This is a genomic window from Rossellomorea sp. DUT-2 (assembly GCF_052665285.1).
The window spans coordinates 132,699-158,656 of sequence record NZ_JBQPEO010000005.1 but is presented as its reverse complement, the minus strand read 5'-3'; the positions used below and the strand labels follow the sequence as shown (position 1 = coordinate 158,656).

General features: G+C 43.9%; 32 protein-coding genes. 16 read left to right on the top strand and 16 right to left on the bottom strand.

Annotated elements, in window-relative coordinates; translation table 11 throughout:
* Nucleotides 1-129: 129 nt before the first annotated feature.
* Entirely contained in the window at nucleotides 130-1,002 is an 873-nt protein-coding gene (speB, locus tag ACOSV2_RS18620) for an agmatinase (protein ID WP_428976418.1), read from the bottom strand.
* 118 nt (nucleotides 1,003-1,120) lie between these two features.
* Nucleotides 1,121-1,951, bottom strand: coding sequence for a spermidine synthase (gene speE, locus ACOSV2_RS18615; RefSeq protein WP_044340587.1), 831 nt, complete (start codon nucleotides 1,949-1,951; stop codon nucleotides 1,121-1,123).
* Between the two features lie 415 nt (nucleotides 1,952-2,366).
* On the opposite strand from speE, the gene ACOSV2_RS18610 reads away from it, so the two are divergent.
* Nucleotides 2,367-4,433 (top strand): transglycosylase domain-containing protein, encoded by a 2,067-nt coding sequence (locus ACOSV2_RS18610; protein WP_428976417.1) that lies wholly within the window; start codon nucleotides 2,367-2,369, stop codon nucleotides 4,431-4,433.
* Between the two features lie 582 nt (nucleotides 4,434-5,015).
* Here ACOSV2_RS18610 and ACOSV2_RS18605 read toward each other — a convergent pair.
* Together ACOSV2_RS18605 and ACOSV2_RS18600 are read right to left on the bottom strand one after the other, a co-directional pair.
* Nucleotides 5,016-5,519 carry a YwhD family protein gene (locus ACOSV2_RS18605; RefSeq protein WP_428976416.1) on the bottom strand — a complete coding sequence of 168 codons (504 nt, stop codon included), beginning with the start codon at nucleotides 5,517-5,519 and terminating at the stop codon, nucleotides 5,016-5,018.
* Between the two features lie 28 nt (nucleotides 5,520-5,547).
* A complete protein-coding gene (locus ACOSV2_RS18600) occupies nucleotides 5,548-6,153 on the bottom strand; it encodes a site-2 protease family protein (protein ID WP_113969431.1) in 606 nt (201 codons plus the stop codon).
* Between the two features lie 289 nt (nucleotides 6,154-6,442).
* Between ACOSV2_RS18600 and ACOSV2_RS18595 the strand changes: the two genes are divergently transcribed.
* The 3 genes from ACOSV2_RS18595 (at nucleotide 6,443) to ACOSV2_RS18585 (ending at nucleotide 7,158) form a co-directional block, all read left to right on the top strand.
* Entirely contained in the window at nucleotides 6,443-6,628 is a 186-nt protein-coding gene (locus ACOSV2_RS18595; protein ID WP_428976415.1) for a 2-hydroxymuconate tautomerase, read from the top strand.
* Nucleotides 6,629-6,701: 73 nt separating this feature from the next.
* On the top strand, nucleotides 6,702-6,914 hold the full coding sequence (locus ACOSV2_RS18590; protein WP_428976414.1) for a hypothetical protein: 213 nt from the start codon (nucleotides 6,702-6,704) through the stop codon (nucleotides 6,912-6,914).
* 55 nt (nucleotides 6,915-6,969) lie between these two features.
* On the top strand, nucleotides 6,970-7,158 hold the full coding sequence (locus tag ACOSV2_RS18585) for a DUF4083 family protein (protein ID WP_428976413.1): 189 nt from the start codon (nucleotides 6,970-6,972) through the stop codon (nucleotides 7,156-7,158).
* Nucleotides 7,159-7,260: 102 nt separating this feature from the next.
* On the opposite strand, the gene ACOSV2_RS18580 is transcribed toward ACOSV2_RS18585, so the two are convergent.
* The 3 genes from ACOSV2_RS18580 to ACOSV2_RS18570 all read right to left on the bottom strand — a co-directional run bounded on the left by ACOSV2_RS18580 (nucleotide 7,261) and on the right by ACOSV2_RS18570 (nucleotide 9,638).
* Entirely contained in the window at nucleotides 7,261-7,770 is a 510-nt protein-coding gene (locus tag ACOSV2_RS18580; protein ID WP_428976412.1) for a YwgA family protein, read from the bottom strand.
* A gap of 58 nt (nucleotides 7,771-7,828) precedes the next feature.
* Nucleotides 7,829-9,130, bottom strand: coding sequence for an HD domain-containing protein (locus tag ACOSV2_RS18575; protein ID WP_428976411.1), 1,302 nt, complete (start codon nucleotides 9,128-9,130; stop codon nucleotides 7,829-7,831).
* A gap of 283 nt (nucleotides 9,131-9,413) precedes the next feature.
* On the bottom strand, nucleotides 9,414-9,638 hold the full coding sequence (locus ACOSV2_RS18570; protein ID WP_034765044.1) for a DUF1450 domain-containing protein: 225 nt from the start codon (nucleotides 9,636-9,638) through the stop codon (nucleotides 9,414-9,416).
* 246 nt (nucleotides 9,639-9,884) lie between these two features.
* On the opposite strand from ACOSV2_RS18570, the gene ACOSV2_RS18565 reads away from it, so the two are divergent.
* Nucleotides 9,885-10,697: an RsfA family transcriptional regulator gene (locus ACOSV2_RS18565; protein ID WP_428976539.1), complete on the top strand. Its 813-nt coding sequence runs from the start codon at nucleotides 9,885-9,887 to the stop codon at nucleotides 10,695-10,697.
* Nucleotides 10,698-10,809: 112 nt separating this feature from the next.
* Here the strand turns inward: ACOSV2_RS18565 and ACOSV2_RS18560 are convergent, their stop codons facing one another.
* Both ACOSV2_RS18560 and pta read right to left on the bottom strand, forming a co-directional pair.
* On the bottom strand, nucleotides 10,810-11,652 hold the full coding sequence (locus ACOSV2_RS18560; RefSeq protein WP_428976410.1) for a lipoate--protein ligase family protein: 843 nt from the start codon (nucleotides 11,650-11,652) through the stop codon (nucleotides 10,810-10,812).
* A 177-nt stretch (nucleotides 11,653-11,829) separates the two neighbouring features.
* A complete protein-coding gene (gene pta / locus ACOSV2_RS18555) occupies nucleotides 11,830-12,801 on the bottom strand; it encodes a phosphate acetyltransferase (RefSeq protein ID WP_113969281.1) in 972 nt (323 codons plus the stop codon).
* A 304-nt stretch (nucleotides 12,802-13,105) separates the two neighbouring features.
* Here pta and hemQ point away from each other — a divergent pair, with 304 nt between their 5' ends.
* Together hemQ and gerQ are read left to right on the top strand one after the other, a co-directional pair.
* The gene (gene hemQ, locus ACOSV2_RS18550; RefSeq protein WP_428976409.1) at nucleotides 13,106-13,852 is read left to right on the top strand and encodes a hydrogen peroxide-dependent heme synthase; all 747 of its coding nucleotides are present in this window, start codon (nucleotides 13,106-13,108) and stop codon (nucleotides 13,850-13,852) included.
* An 829-nt stretch (nucleotides 13,853-14,681) separates the two neighbouring features.
* A complete protein-coding gene (gene gerQ / locus ACOSV2_RS18545; RefSeq protein ID WP_428976538.1) occupies nucleotides 14,682-15,113 on the top strand; it encodes a spore coat protein GerQ in 432 nt (143 codons plus the stop codon).
* A gap of 47 nt (nucleotides 15,114-15,160) precedes the next feature.
* Here gerQ and ACOSV2_RS18540 read toward each other — a convergent pair whose 3' ends face one another.
* From ACOSV2_RS18540 to ACOSV2_RS18520, 5 genes are all read right to left on the bottom strand, one after another.
* A complete protein-coding gene (locus tag ACOSV2_RS18540; RefSeq protein WP_428976408.1) occupies nucleotides 15,161-15,532 on the bottom strand; it encodes a DUF423 domain-containing protein in 372 nt (123 codons plus the stop codon).
* Between the two features lie 33 nt (nucleotides 15,533-15,565).
* The gene (locus tag ACOSV2_RS18535; protein ID WP_428976407.1) at nucleotides 15,566-15,859 is read right to left on the bottom strand and encodes a YwdI family protein; all 294 of its coding nucleotides are present in this window, start codon (nucleotides 15,857-15,859) and stop codon (nucleotides 15,566-15,568) included.
* A 119-nt stretch (nucleotides 15,860-15,978) separates the two neighbouring features.
* Nucleotides 15,979-16,155, bottom strand: coding sequence for a uracil-DNA glycosylase (locus tag ACOSV2_RS18530; RefSeq protein WP_428976406.1), 177 nt, complete (start codon nucleotides 16,153-16,155; stop codon nucleotides 15,979-15,981).
* A gap of 75 nt (nucleotides 16,156-16,230) precedes the next feature.
* Nucleotides 16,231-16,902, bottom strand: a complete 672-nt coding sequence (locus ACOSV2_RS18525) for a uracil-DNA glycosylase (protein WP_428976405.1) — start codon at nucleotides 16,900-16,902, stop codon at nucleotides 16,231-16,233.
* A 15-nt stretch (nucleotides 16,903-16,917) separates the two neighbouring features.
* Entirely contained in the window at nucleotides 16,918-17,685 is a 768-nt protein-coding gene (locus tag ACOSV2_RS18520) for a DUF4230 domain-containing protein (protein ID WP_428976404.1), read from the bottom strand.
* A 147-nt stretch (nucleotides 17,686-17,832) separates the two neighbouring features.
* Between ACOSV2_RS18520 and ACOSV2_RS18515 the strand changes: the two genes are divergently transcribed.
* The 8 genes from ACOSV2_RS18515 (at nucleotide 17,833) to ACOSV2_RS18480 (ending at nucleotide 24,069) form a co-directional block, all read left to right on the top strand.
* Nucleotides 17,833-18,183 carry a general stress protein gene (locus ACOSV2_RS18515; protein ID WP_428976403.1) on the top strand — a complete coding sequence of 117 codons (351 nt, stop codon included), beginning with the start codon at nucleotides 17,833-17,835 and terminating at the stop codon, nucleotides 18,181-18,183.
* A gap of 160 nt (nucleotides 18,184-18,343) precedes the next feature.
* Nucleotides 18,344-19,153 (top strand): pyridoxine/pyridoxal/pyridoxamine kinase, encoded by an 810-nt coding sequence (pdxK, locus tag ACOSV2_RS18510; protein WP_428976402.1) that lies wholly within the window; start codon nucleotides 18,344-18,346, stop codon nucleotides 19,151-19,153.
* A gap of 177 nt (nucleotides 19,154-19,330) precedes the next feature.
* The gene (locus tag ACOSV2_RS18505; RefSeq protein ID WP_428976401.1) at nucleotides 19,331-19,678 is read left to right on the top strand and encodes a YojF family protein; all 348 of its coding nucleotides are present in this window, start codon (nucleotides 19,331-19,333) and stop codon (nucleotides 19,676-19,678) included.
* A gap of 33 nt (nucleotides 19,679-19,711) precedes the next feature.
* Nucleotides 19,712-20,395 (top strand): bacillithiol biosynthesis deacetylase BshB2, encoded by a 684-nt coding sequence (gene bshB2, locus ACOSV2_RS18500; RefSeq protein WP_428976400.1) that lies wholly within the window; start codon nucleotides 19,712-19,714, stop codon nucleotides 20,393-20,395.
* 173 nt (nucleotides 20,396-20,568) lie between these two features.
* Nucleotides 20,569-21,306 (top strand): ABC transporter ATP-binding protein, encoded by a 738-nt coding sequence (locus tag ACOSV2_RS18495; protein WP_428976399.1) that lies wholly within the window; start codon nucleotides 20,569-20,571, stop codon nucleotides 21,304-21,306.
* The gene (locus tag ACOSV2_RS18490) at nucleotides 21,296-22,312 is read left to right on the top strand and encodes an ABC transporter permease (RefSeq protein ID WP_428976398.1); all 1,017 of its coding nucleotides are present in this window, start codon (nucleotides 21,296-21,298) and stop codon (nucleotides 22,310-22,312) included. The genes ACOSV2_RS18495 and ACOSV2_RS18490 overlap by 11 nt, the downstream gene beginning before the upstream one ends.
* 34 nt (nucleotides 22,313-22,346) lie before the next feature.
* Nucleotides 22,347-22,994 (top strand): TetR/AcrR family transcriptional regulator, encoded by a 648-nt coding sequence (locus ACOSV2_RS18485; RefSeq protein WP_428976397.1) that lies wholly within the window; start codon nucleotides 22,347-22,349, stop codon nucleotides 22,992-22,994.
* A 280-nt stretch (nucleotides 22,995-23,274) separates the two neighbouring features.
* A complete protein-coding gene (locus tag ACOSV2_RS18480; RefSeq protein WP_428976396.1) occupies nucleotides 23,275-24,069 on the top strand; it encodes an SDR family NAD(P)-dependent oxidoreductase in 795 nt (264 codons plus the stop codon).
* A gap of 53 nt (nucleotides 24,070-24,122) precedes the next feature.
* Here the strand turns inward: ACOSV2_RS18480 and ACOSV2_RS18475 are convergent, their stop codons facing one another.
* The gene (locus ACOSV2_RS18475; protein ID WP_428976395.1) at nucleotides 24,123-24,500 is read right to left on the bottom strand and encodes a hypothetical protein; all 378 of its coding nucleotides are present in this window, start codon (nucleotides 24,498-24,500) and stop codon (nucleotides 24,123-24,125) included.
* A gap of 156 nt (nucleotides 24,501-24,656) precedes the next feature.
* On the opposite strand from ACOSV2_RS18475, the gene ACOSV2_RS18470 reads away from it, so the two are divergent.
* A complete protein-coding gene (locus ACOSV2_RS18470; RefSeq protein ID WP_220154059.1) occupies nucleotides 24,657-24,755 on the top strand; it encodes a putative holin-like toxin in 99 nt (32 codons plus the stop codon).
* A gap of 74 nt (nucleotides 24,756-24,829) precedes the next feature.
* Here ACOSV2_RS18470 and ACOSV2_RS18465 read toward each other — a convergent pair whose 3' ends face one another.
* Nucleotides 24,830-25,921, bottom strand: a complete 1,092-nt coding sequence (locus ACOSV2_RS18465; protein ID WP_428976394.1) for a PQQ-dependent sugar dehydrogenase — start codon at nucleotides 25,919-25,921, stop codon at nucleotides 24,830-24,832.
* Nucleotides 25,922-25,958 lie beyond the last annotated feature (37 nt).

Sequence of the window (25,958 nt, the reverse complement as noted above, 5' to 3'; positions counted from 1 at the left end):
TAATTAAGTATAAGAAGTATTGTGGGAAAATGCAATGGAACACGATGAGTTTTCAATTTCGGGAGTGGATGTAAGCGGATTTATGGCAAAAGAAAAGCCTCTTCCGTCAATCAGAAGAGGCTGTGCTGTTTATTTTACCCATCCCAGGAGCATTTCGCGAATCAGCTTACTGGCTGTATTGGCTGTTTGCTCTGATGGATCATAGATAGGAGCGACTTCTACAAGGTCTGCACCTACTACATTCACGTCAGAGTGTGCGATGGCATGGATCGATGCCAGTAATTCTTTTGACGTAATCCCGCCGCAATCCACGGTTCCTGTACCAGGAGCGTGTGCAGGATCCAGCACGTCAATATCAATCGTCACATATACAGGACGTCCTGCAAGCTGCGGAAGAATTTCCTTCAACGGCTCAAGCACTTCGAATTTTGAAATGTGCATGCCGTTTTCTTTCGCCCATTGGAATTCTTCTTTCATCCCGGAACGGATTCCGAAAGAATAGACATTCTTTGGTCCGATATGCTCAGCGATTTTGCGAATGGGAGTTGAATGAGATAATGGCTCCCCTTCATAATCTTCACGAAGATCTGTGTGAGCATCCATATGGATGATCGCAAGGTCCGGGTATTTCTTAGCGACCGCTTTCATGACCGGCCATGAGACCAAGTGCTCTCCACCCATTCCAAATGGGATTTTTCCGTCTCCAAGAAGACCATCGATATAATCCTCAATCCTATCAATGCTTCGCTGCGGGTTACCGAATGGCAATGGAATATCCCCGGCATCAAAGAATTTCACTTCTTCAAGCTCGCGGTCGAGGTAGGCACTGTACTCTTCCAAACCGATCGAAACTTCACGAATACGGGTCGGGCCAAAACGGGATCCCGGGCGGTAACTTACCGTCCAATCCATCGGCATACCGTAAAGAACGACCTGGCTATCCTCATACGAAGGATGACTCTTAATAAACACATTACCTGAATAAGCCTCATCAAAACGCATAGTGTTCATCCTCTCTTATTAGAGGGACGGACCTTCAGGAGGTGCATGGCATCTCCTGAGGCCCGTCCCTATTGAATTTGTGCAATTTTCATTGAAACTTGAGGTCCGTCCCTCAAATTTATTTTGTTAAATCTTTAACGAATTTAGGAAGGGCGAATGCTGCTTTGTGCAGTTCTGGTGTGTAGTATTTTGATTCGATGTCGTGGAATCGATCTTCCGGTACTTCGATTGGGTCGTGCTTTTTTGAACCGATCGTGAAGGCCCATAGTCCGCTTGGGTATGTCGGGATATTCGCTGTATATAGACGAGTGATCGGGAAGATTTCCTTTACATCGCTTTGTACCTGGCGAATTAGATCTGCTTTGAACCAAGGATTATCACACTGTGCGACAAAGATCCCGTCTTCTTTCAGGGCTTTGGAGATCCCTGCATAGAAACCTTTTGTGAATAGGTTTACAGCTGGTCCGACCGGCTCAGTCGAGTCGACCATGATCACGTCATATTCATTTTCACTTTTCGCGATATGCATGAAGCCATCGTCCACTTGTACGTCAACACGCTCGTTTTCCAGTTCTCCAGCAATCTCCGGAAGGTACTTCTTAGAGTACTCGATCACTTTTCCGTCGATTTCAACAAGAACCGCTTTCTTCACGCTTGGGTGCTTTAACACTTCACGGATCACGCCGCCGTCTCCGCCACCGACAACCAATACCTTCTCAGGATTAGGGTGTGTGAATAAAGGAACGTGGGCCACCATTTCATGATATACGAACTCGTCTTTTTGACTTGTCATCACCATTCCATCAAGGAATAGCATGTTCCCCCACTCTTCTGTCTCTGCCATTTCAAGATATTGAAAATCCGTTTGCTCTGTATGTAAAGTTTTCTTGATTTTCATCGTGATTCCGAAGTTTTCTGTTTGTTTTTCTGTGTACCAAAGTCCACTCATTGTTTCAACTTCCCTTCTTGTTTTTTATCGATTTTCCCGCAATTTCCGTTCTTCGCTGTATAAATCATATACCACTAGTTTGAGTTTTCACACGTTCACTTCAGGACAAAATAGATCACTCAGTCAAGCTAAAGCCTGTAATGACGGGCTCTACCCTTATTTATAAAAACGTCCGCAACAGACGTCATTTTTATCCTTCCCTATCATGATAAATACAAACATGAGAAAAAGTATAGTGGAATCTAGCAAAATTTCAAGTGAAATTTTTTCTAAAACTTTAACGTTTAAAAACTCGTAAAACTTTTCATACTGATACTATACGCTAAACATAATATAGGATGTTTACTATTGTCCAATACTATCTAAGGTCCGTCCCTAAATTTACGGACCTCGGGAGGAGAAGGTGGGGAGAGGTATGGAACTGATGGCTCGAATGGAGAAAACAAAAAAATATGCCAGAGTGGCAGTCGTTGCAGGTTTATTGGTTTCGGTCCTGATGTTTGCCGGGCTGATCGGAGTTTTAGCATACGCTAAAATCCAGGGGCCCCCTCCGCTTGCCGTGCCTCAATCCACTTTGCTCTACGGTGAGGACGGTTCGGTTATAGGGGAAACGAATACAGGTGAGAAACGCTATTGGGTGAGCCTGAAAGAAATCTCCCCAGCGCTTATCGAAGCGACCATTTCCATTGAAGACAAAAGCTTCTATCAGCACTATGGCTTCGACATCAAACGGATGGCGGGAGCAGCACTTGCCGACTTGAAAGCCATGGCAAAAGTGCAAGGAGCCAGTACCATTTCCCAGCAGTATGCTCGTAATCTATTTTTATCCCATGACAAGACATGGAAAAGAAAGATTTCAGAAGCCCTCTATACGATTCGGATCGAGATGAACTATTCGAAGAAAGAAATTCTGGAAGGCTATTTAAATACCATTTATTATGGCCATGGAGCCTACGGTGTCCAGGCAGCGAGTCAATACTATTTCGGTAAGGATGCCAACCAATTGACCGTTGCTGAAGCCACTATGCTTGCCGGAATTCCGAAAGCACCGACCTACTATTCACCCGTCGCCAATATGGATAATGCCAAGAATCGCCAGGAACTGATCCTCCAGTCCATGACCGAGGACGGCTTCATTACAAAGGAACAACAGGCAGCTTCAAAGGCAGCTCCCCTTACCATTACAGGTGAGCATGCACACCATAAGGCAGAAACGGCTCCTTATTTTCAAGACGTTGTGAAAAGCATTCTGCGTTCTGACTTAGGCATCGAAGAGCGGACCATTGAAATGGGCGGACTGAAGGTATATACAACTCTTCATCCCGACCATCAAAAAGTCGCAGAAAAAGTCGTGAAGGAACAAATCCCTGATGAATCTGAAATTCAGCTTGGATTTGTATCAATGAACCCAAAGAACGGTCATGTAACAGCGCTAGTCGGAGGAAGAAACTATGAGGAAAGTCCGTTTAATCGTGCGGTTCAGGCCATTCGTCAGCCGGGATCAACGATTAAACCGCTCCTGTACTATTCTGCCCTGGAGCATGGCTTCACCCCGTCTACAACGATGAAAAGTGAGTTAACTTCATTCACATTTGATGATGGCAAAGCGAAATACACACCTCACAACTACAACAACAAATATGCAGGGGATGACATCACCCTCGCCCAGGCCATCGCTCTTTCAGATAATGTGTACGCAGTGAAAACCCACCTTTTCATTGGTCAGGATACCTTAACGAAAACAGCACAAGATACATTCGGATTAACGACAAAGGTAAAAAAGTATCCTTCCTCCGCACTAGGTACATCAGGTGCCAGGGTCATCGATATGGTCAACGCCTACAATATTTTTGCCAACGGAGGCTATAAGGTGAAACCGGTATTCATTACACGTGTGGAAGACTGGTCCGGTAACGTCATTTATGAAAATAAATCCGAAAAAGAACAAGTTTTGGACCCTGATCAGGCGTATGTCATGACCCATATGCTGAGTGGTATATTTGATCCGAAGCTCAATGATTACTCAACGGTAACGGGGATCCAGATCCGGAAAGACGCCACCCGTCCCTATGCCGGAAAATCAGGTACCACCAACACAGATAACTGGATGATCGGCTATTCACCTCAGCTCACAGCAGGGGTGTGGACCGGCTATGACAAAGAAAAAGAAATCTCCCTGGTCGACGATAAATATTTAGCCAAGAAACTCTGGGTGAATTTCATGGAGCAAGCGCTAAAGGATGAACCCGTCAAAAACTTCAAACCAACGAAGGGCGTCGTCGGCGTAGCCGTGAACCCCCATAATGGGAAACTGGCCACAGAAGACTGTCCCGTACAGCGCTTCACTTATTTCGTAAAAGGAACCGAACCTACTGAGTACTGCCATGAACATTTGGGTAAAAAAGAAACACCAAAAGAAAAGGCGCCAGCAAAAAAAGAAGATAAGCCTTGGTATGAAAAGGTGAAGGATTGGATTTTTTGATAGAAAAGCGGAGGCGGCTTGTTCAGGCCCGACAAGCATAAGATGAATTTGCCGGAAAGGCGCTCTTTGCCTTTTTGGCCAATTTAGCTTATGACCTCGAGGGACTAGCCGCCGGAGCTGGACATATAGAAAAGCGGAAGGGCTTTGCCCAGAGGCGACAAGCATAAGGCGCTCCTGCCGAAAAGGGGGGTTTTTGCCTTTTCGGCAGGTTTGACTTATGACCTCGAGCCTCTAAGCCCTGGAGCTGGACATATAGAAAAGCGGAGGCGGCTTGATCAGTCAGAAAAGTCGGTGTTCACATTTTGCCGCAACAAACCCCAAAAGTGCCGCAAGTTTATCCGAAAGTGCCGCAAGTTTGTCCAAAAGCGCCGTAACAAAACCAATTCACGCCCCAAAATCACGCTAAAAACGTATAAAAAAACGAAAAACCACGGGTTTGTGCGAACCCGTGGTTTTTCATGTCCTAGTTTATGTGCAAACTGTGATTTAAGTGTACTTTTTTTCAAGCATAAGGGCAAGATGTGAACGACATATTCAAAAAAATGTCATAGTTTGTTCACAAAAGAAGTTTTTTCTATGTTTTTAAACTTTTAACGCTTCCTTTAATTCGTCTTTTGAGCGTTCCCACATACCCTCATCATGTTTCTTCAGGAAGTCCGTGAGAATCCCTTTCGACTTGTCGTCCAGTTGATCGAGGACGATTTTACGTTTAATCGATTTATCCATATTATTCACATGCTCCGGCATGGACTTGTAGCCTCTGCGCTTCTCACGGTTCACGACCATTTCACAAGCCGTCACGCCTGCATAGTACGGTCCATCTTTCATACGGTCAATGGTCACCCAGATCAACCAGTACGGCTTACCGCCTGCTGAATCTTCCCGATTATTCGTAAATTTAATCCCTTTTTCAATCGGGCTCCTCGCATGCATCGCTCCGATTTCAATCGTCGCTTCCCCTTCTTCGACGTCAATCATCACTGGGGAAACATTATCAAGGCTTAATGAGCCTACACCATAGCCACCGTGGCCGTCAGTAGGATCACTTTTGATGATATTGAATCCGATGTTCTTTTTCTTTTCCATGTATCTTCACTCCTTCAAAGTTGACATTCTAGCTAAAGACTGAAAAAACAGTTGTAAAAATCGCACTGAAAGCCTGGTTGGTTGCTGTCATCCCACCTTGTAACAGCGGCCAGATCGTATACTCATCAAGGGGTGTGATCACGATGATCAGAAATAATACGACTCCATACTGCTCATACTGAGTCATTTTTGCCCTGATATGATTCGGTGACAGGTCCTCTATGATCCGGTACCCATCCAGTGGAGGGAACGGCAATAGATTAAACACAAATAACAGCACATTCAGATACACAATCATCTGCAGGAGATCGATGACAAAGGGAGGAACCCCGACTCCACCAGTCACTCCTACAAAAAAATAAAAAAATCCGAATGCAATGAATGCAAGTAAGAAATTACTCAGCGGGCCAGCCACTGAAACTAATACCCCTGCCAAACGGGGATTTTTAAATCGGGATCTCATGACCGGCACAGGACGCGCCCAGCCAAACCCCGCAATTAAAATTAAAATGGTTCCCAGGGGATCCAGATGTTGAATCGGGTTTAACGTGAGCCTTCCCTGATCCTTCGCTGTCGTGTCGCCAAATTTGTACGCCACAAATGCATGGGCAAACTCATGAACCGTAAAGGCCATGACCAGGGCAATCACCACAAACGGAAGCTCTTCCAGCCGAAAGACGGAAATGGACTCAAAAAGAGAGCTGAATGTATCCAAAGTATGTACTCCTTTAAAAAATGATTTACTTTCTTATTCAATAGTATACAGAAAAATTCCTGCCTTCATGACCACTCTAAGGAACAATTCCAATCCCCACCATAAGAAGCTTGCTCTTACAACCCCTACCCTTTACATTTAAAAGGTGGGCTAAAACGAACATGCTACCACAGATTGTACCAAATCCAAATGCAAGGAGCGAACCATAATGCCTTATATCACCGTAAAAATGCTCGAAGGCCGTTCAGAAGAACAGAAACGCGCCCTCGTCGAAAAAGTAACCGAAGCCGTAAGCGAAACAACCGGAGCACCGGAAGAAAAAATCGTTGTCTTCATTGAAGAAATGTCGAAAGGTCACTATGCAGTCGGCGGTAAGAGACTCAGTGATCAATAATAATTAAGGACAATAAGCCTGCAATCAGATCGATCGCAGGCTTCAATCGTTTTCAATACGAAGGAGCGACCGTATGAAATTCTTCAAATCCATGACCCCTAGAGAAAAGTCCAACTGGAACAAAAGTGCCGTACTGGGATTCTATACATATATGGGGTTACTCGCTGTTAACTATATGTCTTCATTGATAATAGGCAGGGACCTCTTCTCCTCAGCTTTCCTCTTCTTTACCGGACTGATCATCACATTCGGCTATGAAGCCTACTTAAACGTAAAAAAGGGGTAAATTCTCATTTTGATGAATACGATATACCAAACCCATATGGAAAGGAGGAAGTAAAATGGACATAAATACCGGTGATATACTCTTCCAATTGTTCATGATGGCTTTCCTTGCAGCCATTGTCGTGGTCGCTTTCATGGTGGCAAAAGGGGTCCAAAATCGAAGGATCCAGCAGCGGAAATATGATAAACAAATTGAAGAAAAGCTTGATCAAATTATAGAGAAGATGGATCAAACCCCTAAATAAAGTGAGGAAAATCGTTACGCTCATGAGTGACGATTTTTTTGTTTATTTAAAAAGGGGATCACCCCTTTCGAGTGATCCCCCCCTATCATATTAAAACGTCCATTACTGGACGATTTTTTTCATTTTTAATCCTTCGATGTATGCGAAGGCTTCTTCGATTTCTTCTTCTGTATATTTCTGCTTGCTCTTAAGCGTGAATACTTTCTCCACGACTTCTTCTTTAGGAAGGCTATCAAAATATAAGACTGTTGAAACAAGTTCCAGAAAGCGTGCTGATTGAACGTTCATATCCGTCAGGCAATCCTGTAAACAGGGCATCTCTTTCTCATAAATCTGCAGGAAGTCTTCTCCTTCTTTGGTGACGGTGTACCGGTATTGATAATATCCACCCTTTTTCTCCTTCACCTCGGAGATGAATCCCATATTGCAGAGCTCTTCAACTCTCAGGGTCAGCTCTTCCGAATACGGTCCATAAAAATGGAACTGAAATTTTTCCTGAAATGGGAATTCAAGCTTCTTCGCGATGAAGATCATCTTCTGAAGCTTTTTTCTTCCCACCACTTCACCCGAGGCTAAGAAGGCACTCATTAGTTTAGCATGATCTTTCAACAATGTACGTCATCTCCTACTCCTAGTATTGCGTTTTCAGATCCTCGTTGTGTCGAGCCATTTATGTTAATTCTAGAATCGTACGTATCTGTCTCTTAATATTTTTCTTCGTTGATTCGTCATATAGTAAATCTACTGGATAATATAATTTATGATCGGTTCGGCGTTTTCCGGAAATGGAATCGACGATATCCGACTGCCTCGATAACTCGCGCAGCTCATCATTCCTCATTAATAGATGAATCGGAAGCCGTTCCTCTTCCTCGCCTGGTCTGTAGAAGTCGTATGGAAGGTCTGAAGATGAGTCCACCACTAAATAATAATCAGGATCGATCCCCGCTTTTTTAAACAGAACTTCAAGCTCACTGTGCTTCTTATATTCCTTCGCCGGATCAAATTCCACGTACTTAAATAAATTACGGTTCATGAACCGCTCGCATAAGTCCCGTAAAATCGGATCCTCTTCTTCCTGCCAAATTTGAAAATAATACATGATGACCGCTTCATCCAGCTTCAAGTAATCCTGGAGGGAAACCTCTTCTTCAAACAGGGAGTAAAAGTGGACCGGGCTTTGCTTAAAGGAATAATACTCTTCATGAAGCTCCTTCGCTCTATGTAGTATCTTCGTTAAAATCACTTCTGCACTCCGGGTGACCGGATGAAAATAAACCTGCCAGTACATCTGATAGCGGCTCATAATATAATCTTCCACTGCATGCATACCGCTCTGTTTGATTACTACTTGGTCCTCACGTGGTCTCATCACACGAAGAATTCGCTCCATATCGAAATGACCGTAGCTGACTCCGGTAAAATAAGCATCACGCTGCAAATAATCCATTCGGTCCGCATCGATTTGACTTGAAATCAGACTGACAACCAGCTTGTTCTTATACGTCTTCGCTATCACTTCCGCTACATGCTTAGGAAAATCAGGTCCCACTTTTCTGAGTACCTCATTCACCTCTGTATCTCCCAAGATGATGGCTTGGGTGAAGTGCTCGTGATCCAGGTGAAATACTTTTTCAAAGGAGTGGGAAAACGGTCCATGCCCCAGATCGTGTAATAACGCAGCGCAAAGGGACAGTAATCGCTCATCCTGATTCCACTCCGGTCTGCCTGCGAAGACATCGTCCACGATTCGGCGGATGATCTCATACACGCCAAGAGAATGATTGAACCGGCTGTGCTCGGCACCATGAAAGGTCAAGTAGGTGGTTCCCAGCTGCCTGATCCTGCGAAGTCGTTGAAACTCTTTGGTGCCAATCAAATCCCAAATCACGCGATCTCTTACATGAACATACCGATGAACAGGGTCTTTAAATACTTTTTCTTCATGTAATTTCTGCTTGGCATACTCCATCTTCTACCCTCTTCCTAAACTATCATATTTCTATTATAGCGACTTTCATCCTGGTATTCATCTCGAATTTTGTCGAAAAAAATAGGTATTTGGCTTCTGAATGATCCATGCCAAGCGTTCCATTTGCTTCAAAAAAATTTCAGCTTTTGGGTACGCTTGACAAGTATCTACGCTTTCCCTACTTATTCTCTACCCTCTAACTAGTTTCCTTTTCCAACAACAGCCAAACCTATATTTTTTTATTGGGCAGAAAAGAAAAAACTCCCTCACTGGAAGTTTTCCTTTATTTCTTTATTTTCTTGATTACTTTTTCCATGAGTTCTTCTTCCGTCAACGCCGCTACAGGACGATTATTCACAAAAGCGAATGTCTTCTTGCGTCCTGGACCACAATAGGATTGGCACGCAATATCGATCGGTGCATCCGGGTCAATTTCTTTTAATTTGGGAATTAAGGTTTTCAGGTTAACGGCCTGACAATCATCGCAAACACGAAATTCGTTTGCCATTTGTCAACAACCCTTTCTATCTATTGAAATGAATTCTATTGTCGTAAACATCGATTTATAGAATACAGTCTTCTGACATGTTTTGCAAGAGAACATCGTTTCTTAGCTTATGGGGATCACCACTTATACAACGAAACTAGCAGACAAAAAATAAATTTAACATATTCGTATAAAAACCTATAAAACTGTCCATCCTTTAACTAACGAATCATTTAAGAAAACTATGGGAGTTGAGATGAAATGATGATGAAAACAAGACAGGATGCCTGGACGGAAGAGAATGATCTATTATTGGCAGAAACGGTCCTTCGTCACGTACGGGAAGGCAGCACACAATTAAATGCCTTTGAAGAAGTCGGGGACAAACTGAACCGCACATCTGCCGCATGTGGATTCCGCTGGAACGCAGTGGTGCGTCACCAATATGAGAAAGCTCTTCAACTAGCAAAAAAACAACGCAAACAGCGCCACCGTATCTTGGGCAAAGACCAGGGCGGCAAGAAAAAGCTTTTATATCAGCCACCTGCACCTTCTTTCGAAGATTTAGATGCTATGTCTCTATCAATGTCTGAAGCCGAAGAAGAAATGGAATTTGCTGAGTACGAGAACTACGTGCCGGAAACGGAACAGCTGGGGAAAGAATCCGAAGAAGCCCCGAAATTCGAAATGGAAGCAAGCGAGGAACAAGTCTACGTAACACAGCAGGCGCCTGGTGCTAACCATGTGGTAAAGCCTTCAGGATTAAAAGGGGAAGTGACACTCGAGAAGGTCATTGCCTTCCTGCAAAACCTTGCTCAAACCAACATGAATTCCGACTATGTAAAAATTGAGAATCAGAGATTAAAGCATGAAATCGCTGAAATCAGAAAAGAAAACGCTGAGCTTGAAAAGAAAGTCGCAGCTCTCGAAAACAATTCCGTCACGATGCAGGAAGACTACGAGACACTTATGCAAATCATGAACCGTGCCAGAAAGCTCGTCCTATTCGATGAAGACGATGCCAAAGCACCACGTTTCAAAATGGATCGAAACGGAAACTTAGAAAAAGTAGCTGAATAATGCGGTTCCCAACCAGTGCGCCTGTGGGTGTGCTGGTTTTTTGGTTGGGTGGACAATTCTGACACAACTAAAAAAGCCGGAACCGATAACAACCGACGTCCAGCCTACCAATCTACCCCAAAAACTTCTCATTCCGATCGACTACCCTCTGATAATAGGTCTCATACATCGTGTACTCTTCCCCTTGAAGGGCACTGCTATAAAATTCACCGCTGAACCCTTTCAACGACTGCAGGAACCTGAGCATCACATCTTGAATCGACAACTCGGCTCCAAGCAGCTCCGATAAAGACGCCATCACTTCAGGATCAATAACAGGAAATGTAAACTTCGTCGTTCCATCCTTCAACCCGGTCTCATAAAAATGCTGGATCAGCTTAGCCCGTTCAGAACCGCTTCCATTGACGCAGAGGTACACCTGTACGGCTACTCCATTCCGGATTCTGCGCTGAGAAATCCCCGCGAACTTCTGATCATTGATACTCAAATCATAACTTCCAGGACAGTAGGACTGCGTGATCTCCTTCGCCTCGATCTTCACATCAAAGTCCTTGAACATATCCTCGACAAGCAACCACATAGCATCGTAGCCACGGTTAATATCGATCCCTTTTTCAGAATCGGGGAAAACCAATGAAAGATTCAATACTCCTTCATCCAACACAACGGCTAATCCGCCGGAGTTTCTCACAATATATTGATAGCCTTCCCGTTCCAACACCTCTAACGCAGCAGAAAGAAACGGCAGCTTTGTATCCTGAATGCCAAGTACCACCGTATGATGGTGAACCCATGAGCGTGCCGTAGGATCAGACTGAGCTGCTCCTATCACCGTGCACAACGTATCATCCATGGCAAACGACTGCAGGGCACCGAACATCGGTCCCAAACTCGATTGATCAATCACTCTCCATCTGTCTTGACGAAGCAGTGCATATGCTTTTTCCTTATCCATAACGCTTCTCCTTCACTCACAACTTGCGAGCTCATTATATCATATTATGGCAGGGTTGCTAAAAAAGGAGGGGGGACAATCCAAGGGGTCCGCTTTTCGTTTGAGATTGGTTGCTTTTAAAACGAAAAGAAGCCGAATCCCCTAAAGGATCCGGCTTCTTTCACAACATCTATAGAATTACAGCGCCTGAGCAGCCGTAATTAACGCCAGCTTGTACACATCTTCTTCGTTACAGCCACGTGAAAGATCGTTCACAGGAGCATTCAGTCCTTGAAGGATGGGACCTACCGCTTCGAAGTTTCCTAGGCGTTGGGCGATTTTGTATCCGATGTTTCCTGCTTCCAGGCTCGGGAATACGAATACATTCGCATTACCTTGGATGTCGGCACCTGGTGCTTTTTTCTCTGCAACAGATGGAACGAAGGCAGCGTCGAATTGGAATTCACCGTCGATAGTCAATTCCGGTGCTTTTTCTTTTGCGACCGAAACGGCTTCAACCACTTTTTCTGTTTCCGGTGATTTAGCCGAACCTTTTGTAGAGAAGCTTAGCATTGCTACGCGTGGATCGATGTCAAACATTTCAGCTGTTTTTGCACTTTCGATTGCGATCTCAGCTAAATCCTGGCTGTCTGGTGTAATATTGATCGCACAGTCAGCGAATACATACTTCTCGTCTTCACGTACCATGATGAAGACACCGGAAGTTTTGCGGACGCCTTCTTTTGTTTTGATGATTTGAAGAGCCGGACGAACCGTATCCGCTGTTGAATGAGCCGCTCCACTTACAAGACCGTGAGCTTTGCCCGTGTAAACAAGCATCGTTCCGAAATAGTTTCCGTCTAATAGGATTCTTTTCGCATCTTCTTCTGAAGCTTTTCCTTTACGACGTTCCACGAATGCCTTCACAAGTTCGTCCATTCCAGAAAATGATGCCGGGTCGACAACGTCACAACCGTCAAGTTTCACACCCAGCTGGTCCGCCTTGGCGTTTACTTCATCCACGTTTCCGATTACGATCGGCGTCAAGATGCCGTCGCCCGCTAAACGGGAGGCTGCTGTCAGAATCCGCTCGTCTGTACCTTCAGGGAAAACGATTTTTAACTCTTTGCCTTTTACTTTATCTGTTAGTGTTGTAAATAAGTTGCTCAATAGAGGAACCTCCTTGATTTATACATCAATCTTAGAATACTCTTCTCATATAGGAATTCAAGGAAAAGGAGAAATGATATCGGTTTCATGGAAAAGTCTTTGTTTTCTAATAATTGCTATTTCCTTTTACCCATTTCCGTGCACTCCTAAGCCTATGTAATAATCTACGAAGATAGTGTGTTCCAGATATCCCTTGCCTATCCACTATTTGTGCCATTTTATCGACATCGGGTTTTGTATTCTTACTCTAAGGCCAAACTATGATATAGTAAAGTTGGAAAAAGTACTTTAAGGAGTGATTACATTGGCAGAACCGGCACAAACGTTAGATGGTTGGTATTCCCTGCATGATTTTCGCGCGATGGATTGGACGACCTGGAAGATGCTTCCGAGTGAAGAAAGATCCTCGGCGATTTCTGAATTCCACCGTTTCTTAGATAAGTTAAACAGCACGCAGGATGCGAAAGAAGGAAGTCACGCTCTTTACACGATCGTTGGTCAAAAAGCAGACTTCATGCTGATGATCCTTCGTCCTACGATGGAAGAATTAAGTGAGCTGGAAAATGAATTCAACAAGCTGAAGATCGCTGAATTCACGATTCCGACCTACTCTTATGTTTCTGTAGTGGAACTTGGTAACTACATGCCTTCAGAAGGCGATCCTTATGAGAATCCATATGTACAGGAGCGCATCTACCCGATCCTTCCGAAAGCGAACCATATCTGCTTCTACCCAATGGACAAGCGTCGCCAGGGTAATGATAACTGGTACATGCTGCCGATGGAAGAGCGTCGCGACATGATGAGAAGTCATGGAATGATCGGCCGCCAATACGCTGGAAAAGTCAAACAGATCATTACTGGCTCTGTTGGTTTCGATGATTACGAGTGGGGTGTGACCCTATTCGCTGACGACGTCCTTCAATTCAAAAAGCTTGTATACGAAATGCGTTTTGATGAAGTAAGTGCACGCTACGGCGAATTCGGTACCTTCTATGTAGGTAATCTACTAAAAGAAGAAGCAATCACGAAATTCCTTCACGTGAACTAAATACACTGTTAAACGACAAGTCCTCGTGGCTTGTCGTTTTTTTTGGCTAAGATTGTTGTCTTGTAACATAAGATCTGCCTGGGGCTCTGTCAACAAGCGTATGCTGGCTGGTGAGGAGAACCGCTCCACTTGCAGCTAGCGTTCGGTCAAGCCTCTTCACTTAGCCGAACGGGGTCTCGGCAAGTCCGAAATCCGCCGGTTCTTACGCAGGTCCCCTCATCATCCATATAAAAATTCATGACAGAGCTTAATATAGAAAAGGGACTACTACCCTCTTTAAATGAGGTCATTTACGGTGGAATCATTGTTTGGTTCATTTGACAGATAGTTCAAGGATGCCTCGATTTTCGAGCTAACATAAAATTTTCTATTACTCCTATGTAGATAGTTATTGGGGGAACAAACGATCAATATTTCTACAATAGGAGCTTTTTTTATTTTGGCCTTCTGTCATTAGGAGAAGACAGAGTGGATTCTCGCTGCAGGTCCTCGACTCCTGCGGGAAAAGCGGGACAGGTGAGACCCCGGAGGCGAAGCTGAGGAGGCTCACCGCCCGCCCCGCGGAAAGCGAGCACCTGCAGCGGAAAGGAGCGGTTCCTATTTTCACACTACCCCTCAACTAAAACAGAAATTCACTTTTGGGAAGTTATGCAAAGACACAATGTTTACGAAAGGAACTTTTTTAAAATAAGTTCGTCTTCCTCATTCAAAAAACAAACGAATATATTTTTCTCCTTCTACATAGACATGAAATAGTGAGACATATAGCATCTTTTAACTTTATTAAAAGGAGGTATTCGGTTTGGCGAATCAACAATCAAACCCGTATATGCAAGGGTATAATCCATATGGTCAGTATTACGGTGGAGGCCAAGTTCAGGGTCAACAATATTATCCACAGCAGCAAGGTGGTGGAGGTTTTCAAGTCCCTTCACCGACAAATGCACCCGCACCTTCTCAAAATATTCAAGGTATGCTACCGATTGAAGAATCCTATATCGAGAATATTCTTCGCTTGAACAAAGGAAAAGTAGCGACTGTTTACACGACGTTTGAAAACAATACAGAATGGAATGCGAAGGTTTTTAAAGGGATCATCGAAGCCGCAGGCCGGGATCATCTTATCCTGAGTGATCCACAAACGGGGACCAGGTACCTCATCCCAATGATTTACTTAGACTACATTACATTTGATGAAGAGATTGAATATGAATATCCTTATGGAGCTGGAGGCTCTATGCAAAGTTATTCGCAGAGATAAAAAAATACCCTGACAGGAGAATAATTCCCTGTCAGGGTATCTATGTTTTATAGCGTTTTCGCTGCAAAGACAATCAGAAGCACCCATGCGGCCAAGAAGCTGACGCCGCCTAGAGGTGTGATTGCGCCAAGCACCTTAATTCCGGATAGGCTCAGTACATAAAGGCTTCCTGAGAATAAAATCGTTCCGATCAGCATCAGCCAGCCGGACCAGGACAGTAATGAGGTTGGTGTCACATTCCCCATCAGTACCCCGACAATGATGATTCCGATGGCGTGAAACATCTGATAGAGAACTCCGGTATTCCAAATATCAATATACTTCTTTGAGATTTTCCCTTCCAATGAGTGGGCACCGAAAGCTCCTAAAGCGACTGATAAAAAGGCATTGATTGCTCCAATAATGATAAATGTTTTCATGATGGTCCTCCTGTTCTTCCATTCACATATTGATTAAAAGTCGAATAATGAATTTCCATTCGCTCCGTCATCCGTTTCCAGTGACTCTTCTTTCTGGATGGAAACAGGCTTCTGACTCGGTTGTGATTCCTGCAAATATGGCATTGTTTGTTGAGTTTGAAACGAAGGTGCTGCAGTAGATGCCCCGTGGTTTTCCTCCAACAAAACTTCACATAGAGCCTTTATGGAATACACATGCTCACGGATTTGCTGTGACTTTTCGGCTGATTTTGCCTTTGTGAGTTCATGTTCTATTTTCTTTATTAATGATTGATGAGGGATATTCACAATTGATGACTCCTTCCAGACGTCTTCCCGTACGTGGTTACATACAGTATGTACTTCCTCTGATTAACCTACCTCACTATCCTAATTCTAAATGAAGGATTTCGCAAATTTCTTTGTCGTCATTTCGCTTTAGGCTTGAATTTCATACAGGGACTTCCTGAGGATTGGAAAACCACCAGTGAAGGCATGGCTTTCGTTTTGAACCCGTAGCCTTTACACCCCCGGGGATGAGCCGGCTCCCATGTTGTATAGAAATATTGACATTGAAAGCAGTTGATACGCTTCTCATTTTTCATTCGGCGTCCCCCCTTCTACAAAATAAACCCCTCCACATACGAGGGGCTATCCATTGTTTCACGTGAAACATGCGGTTATTCGATACACCAGTCAATCTCGTTTATCCCTTGTTTCCGTAAAAACTCATTTGTTTGTGAATATGGTTTACTTCCAAAGAAACCCCGGTGTGCAGATAATGGACTCGGATGAGGAGCCGTCACGATATAGTGCTTGGAAGAATCGATGAGCACCTGCTTTGACTGAGCAGGTTTCCCCCATAAAATAAACACCATCGGCTTCTCCCTTTCATTCAGGATCGAGATGACATGATCCGTGAATTGCTCCCACCCTTTTCCCCGGTGGGAGTGCGCTTTCCCATCTTGTACGGTTAAGACGGTATTTAACAGCAGCACGCCCTGTTCTGCCCATTTCACCAGGGAACCATGGGCGGGAATTCCACATCCGATATCCTCCTGAAGCTCTTTGTACATATTTCGTAACGACGGGGGAATCTTGACTCCTTTTTTGACCGAAAAGCTTAAACCTTCTGCCTGATTCGGTCCGTGATAGGGATCTTGTCCAAGCAATACAACCTTTACATCTTCGTATGCTGTGTAATGAAAGGCATTGAAGATATCATGCATGGAAGGATACGTCGTGTTCGTTTCATATTCTCCTTTAAGCCATTCTCTCAAGGTCTGATAGTATTCCATCTGAAGTTCATCTTCCAGAATGTCTGCCCAATCGTTTTGAAAAATCTTCGTCACTGTTAGACATCCTTTCTAGTCCTGAAATTGAATCGTAACGTCGTAACCCAATTGTTCAAAGAAACCCTTCAACGATTTCTCTGCGTTTTTTTCCGCGGCTTGAAGCAACCCCTGCTCAACCGCTTCCTGACTGATTTGGTCCTTTGCCACTTCTGCAAGGGCAAACCCTTCATTCCAGTCCACATCATTTCTGAAGATCCCTTCTACAGAAAAGGTCTTAATGTTCTCAGTATCAATGGAAGGGTCTTGAAGAATCTCTGCACGTGGAAGGGTTAATTGAATTGCTTTCTTCTCTTCATCTACTACTATATCGTTTTCATCGATTCCCTGTAAATCAACCCCTGCCAACACGGTTCCAGGGACCACCATCAAGAGCTTCCGTTTTGTCCCGGGTAGATCCGTATTGATGTCTTTCCCGAATAATTGATTATCCTCCTGTTCGATCACGGCCTTTATGAACCCTTGAGCCGTCGCCAGGGAACTCATCTCTTGAATGCGTTCGACAAACGCCCCTTTCTCTTCTGTAAAGGTGGTTCCGGATAGCCACGAATAGACCCCTATAGATACTCCTCCTACTAATAGGATGAAAAGAAGGAGAATCAACAACACTCTATTTTTCCAAAAGGACAGAATGGATGATGCTAATTTCCAAGCTGGAAAACGTCTACTGCTTCTATTCTCAAACGCCAAAGAGGCACTGCTTTCACTCTCATTGGCTTTCAAATCTGCTAAAATCGCTTCAATTTCTTTTATTTTCTTGTATTGATTTGTCAAATGCTTCACCTTCCTCTCTTCTATTATAGGAAATAATGTAGAATCTTGGAAACAATTATTCTCTCAAAAACCATTTCTATATTATGGAAAGTTTGATTTTGCTACAACCGGGAAAAGCAGGAACAAGACATTAAATTCAAAATGGAGGTAATGATTATGTATAAAGTTCAAACGGTTGAAAATGTGGTAGAAGCAAAAAGAGAAATTGAAATGTTTACAAGTGAAGGTTTTTCCAAAGATGAAATCTACGTGTTCGCCCATGACAAGCATCGTTCTAAACACATCACAGAGGCAACCCATACGGAATCCACCGGTATAAAAGAACAAGGAATCATTGAATCCATGGGTAATCTATTCAACAGCCGCGGAGATGAATTACGTTCGAAAATGAAGTCCGTGGGGATGAACCAGGCAGAAGCAGATGCCTATGAAGAAGAACTCGATAAAGGGAAACTGGTCATCGTCGCTTCCAAAGAATCAACAAATAATGATGCGAAACCATTCTAAGTCTACCAACAATCTTCAATCCTAAAAGACGCCCGAGGAAATCATTCCCGGCGTCTTTTTTGCAATAGCCAAAAGAATTTGTATTTACCCGCCCGTTATTATATTCTTTAGTCAGACTTTTACCATTATAACGAGTTACTTTCTTAGGAGGAATGCAACGATGACATTGAAAAAAACTCTTACGATCGCTGGATCCGATACAAGCGGTGGAGCCGGGATCCAAGCCGACCTTAAAACATTCCAGGAGCATGGCGTGTATGGCATGACGGCTCTTACAACGGTTGTTACGATGGACCCGGACAACCATTGGCACCACCAGGTTCACCCATTATCCATTGATACCTTGGAAGCACAACTGGAAACCGTTCTTTCTGTCGGAATCGATGCCATGAAAACAGGCATGCTCGGTACAGTCGAAATCATTGAGCTTGCAGCGAAGAAAATCGATGCCTTCGGTTTGGATAAAGTCGTCATCGACCCTGTAATGGTCTGTAAGGGGGAAGATGAAGTATTAAACCCTGAAACAACAGATGCCATGAGAGAGCATTTGCTCAAGCGCGCTACCGTCGTAACTCCTAACCTGTTCGAAGCAGGTCAGCTTGCCGGGTCAGGTCCGATCAAGACCATTGATGAAATGAAGGAAGCGGCAAAGAAAATCCATGACCTTGGCGCCAAAAACGTTGTCATCAAGGGCGGAAAGCAATTACAGCACGACAAAGCTCTCGATCTATTCTATGACGGTAATGAATTCACTCTCCTGGAAGAGGAAAAAGTAGCAACGACGTATAACCACGGAGCAGGCTGTACATTCGCAGCAGCCATCACTTCTAACCTTGCAAATGGACAAGACGTGAAAGAAGCGGTGCAAAACGCGAAAACCTTCGTTACAGCAGCCATCAAACACGGATTCAAACTGAACCAATACGTTGGACCTGTCATGCATGGGGCCTATAACCGCTTTAAAAAATAACTACCGGCTGGTGCCAGGCACGAATGAATGATCTCGTGCCTGGCACTTTTTTTTGAGGGACGGACCTCCCCAAAAGCACGTCCCTCCCCCAATCATACTTTTCGCATTCACTCATGAATTTTAGTAAGATAGTACATAATGGTTAAGAGTCTTTTCTGCATTTAAGGAGGAAAAAGAATGGAACCGATTAAGATTGCTGATGTGCAAGGGATCATTACCCAGCTTGCCCGTCAGGACGTTTATATACATTTAGAAACCACAAACGGGGCCTATGCTTCTCACTTTAACGAGGGCTTCTTTTCAGCTGGAGCCTATATCCGCAACGCGAAAGTCAACTATGAGCACGGAAAGATCATCGGGGGCGGACCTTACCGTGTCGGTTTAAAAATTGAAATCGGCTGGATTTATGCTGAAGGACTGACTCATTATGAATTTGATGAAGAGGGCCGCCTGTTACTTGCAGGTCATGGCGCCGACGGGAAACTGGCCGTTGCCCTTGAAATCAGTCCGACACCTTTCAACTAAACCAATTGAATCTATATAAAAGGAGAGGTCAAAATGGAAAAAGAAAGACAAGTACTTGTCATCTTTCCTCATCCGGATGATGAAGCATTCGGGGTGTCAGGAACCATTTCCACCCACGTTAAAAATGGAACACCCGTCACCTATGCCTGCCTCACATTAGGTGAAATGGGAAGAAATCTAGGGAACCCACCCTTCGCAACCAGAGAGTCGCTTCCACTGATTCGTAAAAAAGAATTACAAAAAGCGGCCGATGTGATGGGAATACAGGATTTACGCATGATGGGATACCGGGATAAAACCCTAGAATTTGAAAATGATGAAAAGCTTTCAAACATGGTGACGGAGTTGATTGAAGAAGTAAACCCTTCCCTCATCATCACCTTCTATCCGGAATACTCTGTTCACCCGGATCACGAAGCGACTGCAAGAGCCGTGGTCCGTGCCGTTCGACGCTTGCCGAAAGCATCAAGACCGAAACTCCACTGCCTTGCATTCTCCAAGAATTGTGAGGAAGCGCTAGGACAGCCGGATATCCTTGTTGATATCAAACCGGTCAAAGATCAAAAAATCGATGCCATGAAGGCACATATCTCCCAAACAGCTTGGATGCTCAAGGATCTAGAAAAAGGCATTCAGCAAAATGACCCTGAAGCTTTGAAATGGGTGACCGTTGAGCGATTCTGGAGTTACCAATGGGAAAATGACACAGTAAAATAATGATGTGAAAAGAGTTTGGGCTTTGCTCAAGCTCTTTTTTTGTTGTGCTCTTCTAAGGGGCCATTTTGTGAATAGAATAACTATAACCAGTTAGTGAGTGATTACTCACTTTACAATCCACTCAACATACTCTATAATAAGAGTGAGTAATCACTCACTAACTCCCGAAAGGTGTGAGTCAATTGAATTCCATCATCCAATTGAACGGGCTGTCCAAGTCATTCGGCTCTCAAGAAGTGTTAAAAAATGTTTCTCTCAACATCCCAAAAGGTGATATCTATGGATTATTAGGACCCTCTGGCTCGGGTAAGACGACTTTGATCAAGCTTATGATCGGGCTCGAAACGCCATCGACAGGGAGTGTAACCTTCAAAGGGAACAAGCTGAAAGCAAAAGATCTGTACCCAACCATCGGATATATGGCTCAATCAGACGCCCTATATGATGAGCTGACAGCAAAGGAAAATTTATCTTTCATGGCTTCTCTCTATGGATTAAAAAAACCGAAACGAAACGAACAAATTGAAAAAGTAATGACGACCGTAGATCTTCTGGATCACCTCTATAAGCCTGTCCATCAATACTCAGGAGGAATGAAAAGAAGGCTATCCCTTGCCATCGCCCTTCTGCATGACCCTGAAGTCTTATTTTTAGATGAACCGACTGTAGGGATCGATCCCGTTTTACGAAAGGAAATTTGGGAGAGCTTTCACCGTCTTAAGGAAGAAGGCAGAACCCTTATCATCACAACCCATGTGATGGATGAAGCAGAAAGATGTGACCGGCTCGGCCTCCTGCAGCATGGAGAAATCATTTCAAGCGATACGCCGGATGCCATTAAAGAAACGTATGGGGTGACTTCGATTGAAGAGGTATTTTTGAAAAATGGAGGTGTTTCCATTGCGGATTAGAGGTTTTGTCATTCGGATTCTTCAACAGCTCCTCAGGGACAAACGAACATTGGCCTTGATGTTTCTAGCTCCATTACTGATACTCAGCATGCTGTCTCTCGTTTTTAACTCGGATGATTATGAGGCAAAGGTGGCGATTGTCGATCTTCCACAGCAACTGGAATCTAAATTCGATACGAAAGATTTTCAATCTTATGCGAGTCCCGATAAGGCCTTGAAAGACATTAAAGATGGTGAACTGGATGGCTATATATCATTCGAGGACTCTACTTCCCCTTCGATTGTCATCGAAGGAAGTGACCCCACTGTCAACGGGGCTGTAATGAAAAAAATTCAAACTTTGTTTCCCGCCGACTCTCAAAAGCTATCAGATCAGATTGAGTACGTGTACGGAAGCGGGGACATGGAGATGTTTGACTCCTTTGGACCGGTGCTTCTTGGCTTTTTCGTCTTCTTCTTTGTCTTTTTGATCAGCGGGGTATCTTTCCTGAGAGAGAGAACGACGGGCACACTTGAGAGGTTGCTTGCTTCCCCGATTATGATTTGGGAAATGGTCATCAGCTACGTGATTGGATTCGGCATCGTCACCCTCCTACAAGCATCCTTGATCTCCTGGTATTCGATTTATGTCCTGGACATGATGATGAAAGGAAGCTTTTTCAATGTATTGATCATCATCGTTTCTTTATCATTCACGGCCCTGACACTTGGAATATTGCTATCGGCTTTTGCCAAGAATGAATTACAGATGATGCAGTTCATTCCGATTGTGGTCGTACCACAGATATTCTTTTCAGGATTATTCAATTTAGATACGATTTCTGAATGGCTGAGCTGGATTGGTCCAGTCACCCCTCTATATTATGCTGCGGATGCTTTAAGAGATGTGATGATCCGGGGATTTGCTCTTGAGGATTTGCTCTTTAACTTATCGGTATTGATTGGGTTTTCTCTACTCTTTATCGTTCTCAATGTTGCAGCCCTCAGAAAATACCGTAAAATATAGGGTAGGAATGAACGACAAGTTAGGGGTTTAAAGCATGACTGAGGAAAAGAATATATTTAAACAGCTATTTGATCAGGAAGAAACACTGACTGATAAGCAACAGAAAATCGTGGAAGCAGCCATCGAAATGTTTGCCGAAAAAGGCTACGCTTCCACCTCTACCAGCCAAATCGCAAAAAAAGCAGGTGTCGCAGAAGGAACCATCTTCCGGCATTACAAAACGAAGAAGGACCTGCTTCTTTCGATTGTATCCCCTACGATGGCCAAGCTGATCGCCCCATTTGTCATCCGGGATCTCAATAAAGTGCTCGATGCGAAGTATGATCGGTATGAAGATTTCCTGAAAGCGATGATTTTGAATCGGCAGGAATTTTTGAAAGAGAACATGACGGCATTTAAGATTTTGATACAGGAAATCCCTTTCCATCCTGAGCTGAAGGAACAATTCAAAGAGCATATCGCTGAAAAAGTGATCGAGAAATTCGTGAAGCTCGTCGACCATTACAAAGAAAAGGGACAGATCATCGACTTGCCTTCACCCACTGTCGTGCGATTTTCAGCCACCAGTATCTTCGGATTGTTGCTTGTCAGGTACCTCTTCCTTCCTGAAGCGGATTGGGATGATGAGAAGGAGATCGACATGACGGTGCAGATGATTGTGAATGGGATTGGTAGGGGATAAATGTGAAGAAAGAACTCCAAATGAGGGATTGGGGGTTCTTTTTTTGGGCTGTAAAGTGACCATTGGGACTGAAAATGGATACTGGAAGCAGATTTTCATTCGTCTTGCTCATACAATGAGGGTTTTATTTTCAATTTCACCCTGCTTATTTTCAAATTTCCACTTTTATTTTTAATTCTTCACCATTTATTTTCAAAACCGACAGCCCACCTCATCTTCACCTGTTTTCTTCCTCCCCCAAACGGGTAAATCCTACTATACATCATAAGGAGGTAGAGAAATGAGTTTCCTTTTCCACGAAAGCACGTTGAAAGACCAGCATATCCTCATCACTGGCGCGACAGGCGGCATCGGATATGAAACAGCAAAAGTAGCCGTTCAGGCTGGCGCAAAGGTGACGATTTCAGGAAGAAATGAAGAAAAGCTGAAGCAACTGAAAAACGAATGCCGGGAAAGAGATAAGGTCTTCCTATATATAGCGGACCTGACTAACACTGAAGATCGCGAACAGCTTCTATCGGCCGCAATAAACCAGCACGGCCCTATCACAGGTCTCGTGAACTCAGCCGGGATAGGCGGCGGTGATATGGTCGAGAGTCTGTCCGAGGAAGACATGAGAAAAATCATGGAGTTAAATTATTTTTCACTGGTCCAGCTCTCTCAGGCCGTCTATAACCAAATGAAGGAGCAAAATAGGGGTTCCATCGTCAACATCTCTTCCCTGTCAGGTCTGAGAGGAACTCATGGGAACAGCGCATACAGTGCATCTAAGTTTGCCGTAACCGGATTTACTCAAGCCTTTGCCCATGAAGCGATTGAAAACCACATACGAGTGAATGCTATTTGCCCGGGTTATGTAGATACCGATATGGGAAGGAACGCAATAAAATCAAAAGGTGAACGTGAAGGCAGAGGTTATGAGGAGCAACTGGAGATCGCGAAAGACAGTATTCCTTCTGGACGTCTTACCTCGCCGACTGAAGTGGCAAATACGATAGTCTATCTACTAAGTGATGCCGCAGAGAACATTGTGGGGGAATCTGTGAAAATATCAGGCGGTAGCGTCATGCGCTAATAAGTACCCGCACATGAACAAAAAGGCAAGGATTTTCATCTTTGCCTTTTGTTTCAATTATCTGCATCACCTTCGGAAGAATCCCCCTCTTGAATTTTCTTTTTAATCTCCTCAATGTATTTCTTCTTCTCTTTTTCATTAATCAGTTGATTGCTATTTTTATCTTTAAGATATTTTTGTAGCGCTTTTTCTATCTCTTCGGGGGAAGCATGTTCAGAGATCACCCCGGTCTTTTTTAACATCTCTATGATTTTTTCATCGTTGGCAAGAACATCTAACTGGTCTACCGGCTGATTGGTATCAGATGAAGGCAAATCGGAATTTACTTCAGAGGAATCCTGCTCTTCCTGAACCGGTTGATCATCTGTTCCTCCACATCCATTAAGTATAATGGGAACGAGTAGAAATGAAAGTATCCATTTTCCATTCATGTCACCACATTCCTTTCAAAGAGTTTTCATCCTTGTCATTCATTTTAAATAAAATACCATTGATTGCCTATATTGAGGTCTGATGTTTTTTCTTTATTGCGGCGTATAGGACAATCTTATGTCCGGGAAGCCTTTAAGTAAGGAGGCGATGTATTCATGAATACGTTTGAGGTATTATCTCTGATGCTCAGCTTTGGGATGTTTGTGATCGCTATTCTGAAATATAAAGACAATGATGAGAATAAGAATTCATAAACACGCTCTTTAGCGTGTTATTTTTTTTGCGAAAAATACCTCCCTCAGCTCTACGCCAAGGAAGGTAACCCTATCTATTCTTCAATCGTCAATGAATTCAAATCCACCTCATACAATTTATCATCATTCTCCCGGGGGATCCCGCGTCCATCTGTATTATTCGATACAAAGTAAAGGGTATCTCCTTCCACAAGCACGTCCCGAATACGACCAAAGCCCGTCAGTAAGTCTGATACTTTCCGGGTTTCAGGGTCGAATCGCTTTACACTTTGACCCGCGAGAGAGGCAAATACTAAATCTTCTTTCCAAACGTCCGCTCCTGACGGGGCCCATGAAGGTTCCCCGGAGTGCGCGAGGGGCGAAATCAACGAATCTTGTTTTTCATCCCCAGTGATCTTTGGCCATCCATAATTGCTGCCGGCTTCGATACGGTTCACTTCATCATATCCGTTCGGTCCGTGCTCTGTTTCATAAAGCTCTCCAGCTTTGTTCCATGCCAGTCCCTGAGGATTACGATGACCGTAGCTGTAAACGTATGAATCCTTAAATGGATTGTCGTCTGGTATTCCACCATCCAAATTCATCCTAAGAATTTTTCCGCCAAGAAAGGAGAGATCCTGAGCCTTATCCTGTTGAGTGGCATCCCCTGTCGTGATGTAGAGCTTGTTTTCCGGTCCGATTTCCAGTCGGCCACCGTGGTGGTATTGACCGCTTGGAATTTCATCCAGCAATACCTTTTCCTCACTCCACTCGTTTTCCGTTCGTTTTAATAGTACGACGCGGTTGTACGGGTCCCCTGAGTCATCATACGTGTAGTAGGCATACGCCAGCTGATTTGTTTTGAAATCCGGATGAAGCACAAATCCCAGTAACCCCGCTTCTGGCCGTTTGGATAATGGCATAGAAAGATTGGTTTTCACAACGGATTTCCTGCCATCCTTTATTTCAATGATATCCCCCGTCCTTTGGGTGAGGAAAAAAACATCATCAAGCTTTTGAATCGACCAGGGAATGGAGAGGTTTTTTGCAATCACGTTGCTTTCGACACTCGGTTTACTGACGGATTCACTTTCTTCCTGTTGTTCATCTGGCTGTCCCATTGAGCAGGCACTAAGTAGTAAGCTAAGACCAATGACGACTAAGAACCAACTGTTTCGGTTTCTCATTTTTTCAAGCTCCCTTATTCACTTTTTTTTAACCAGT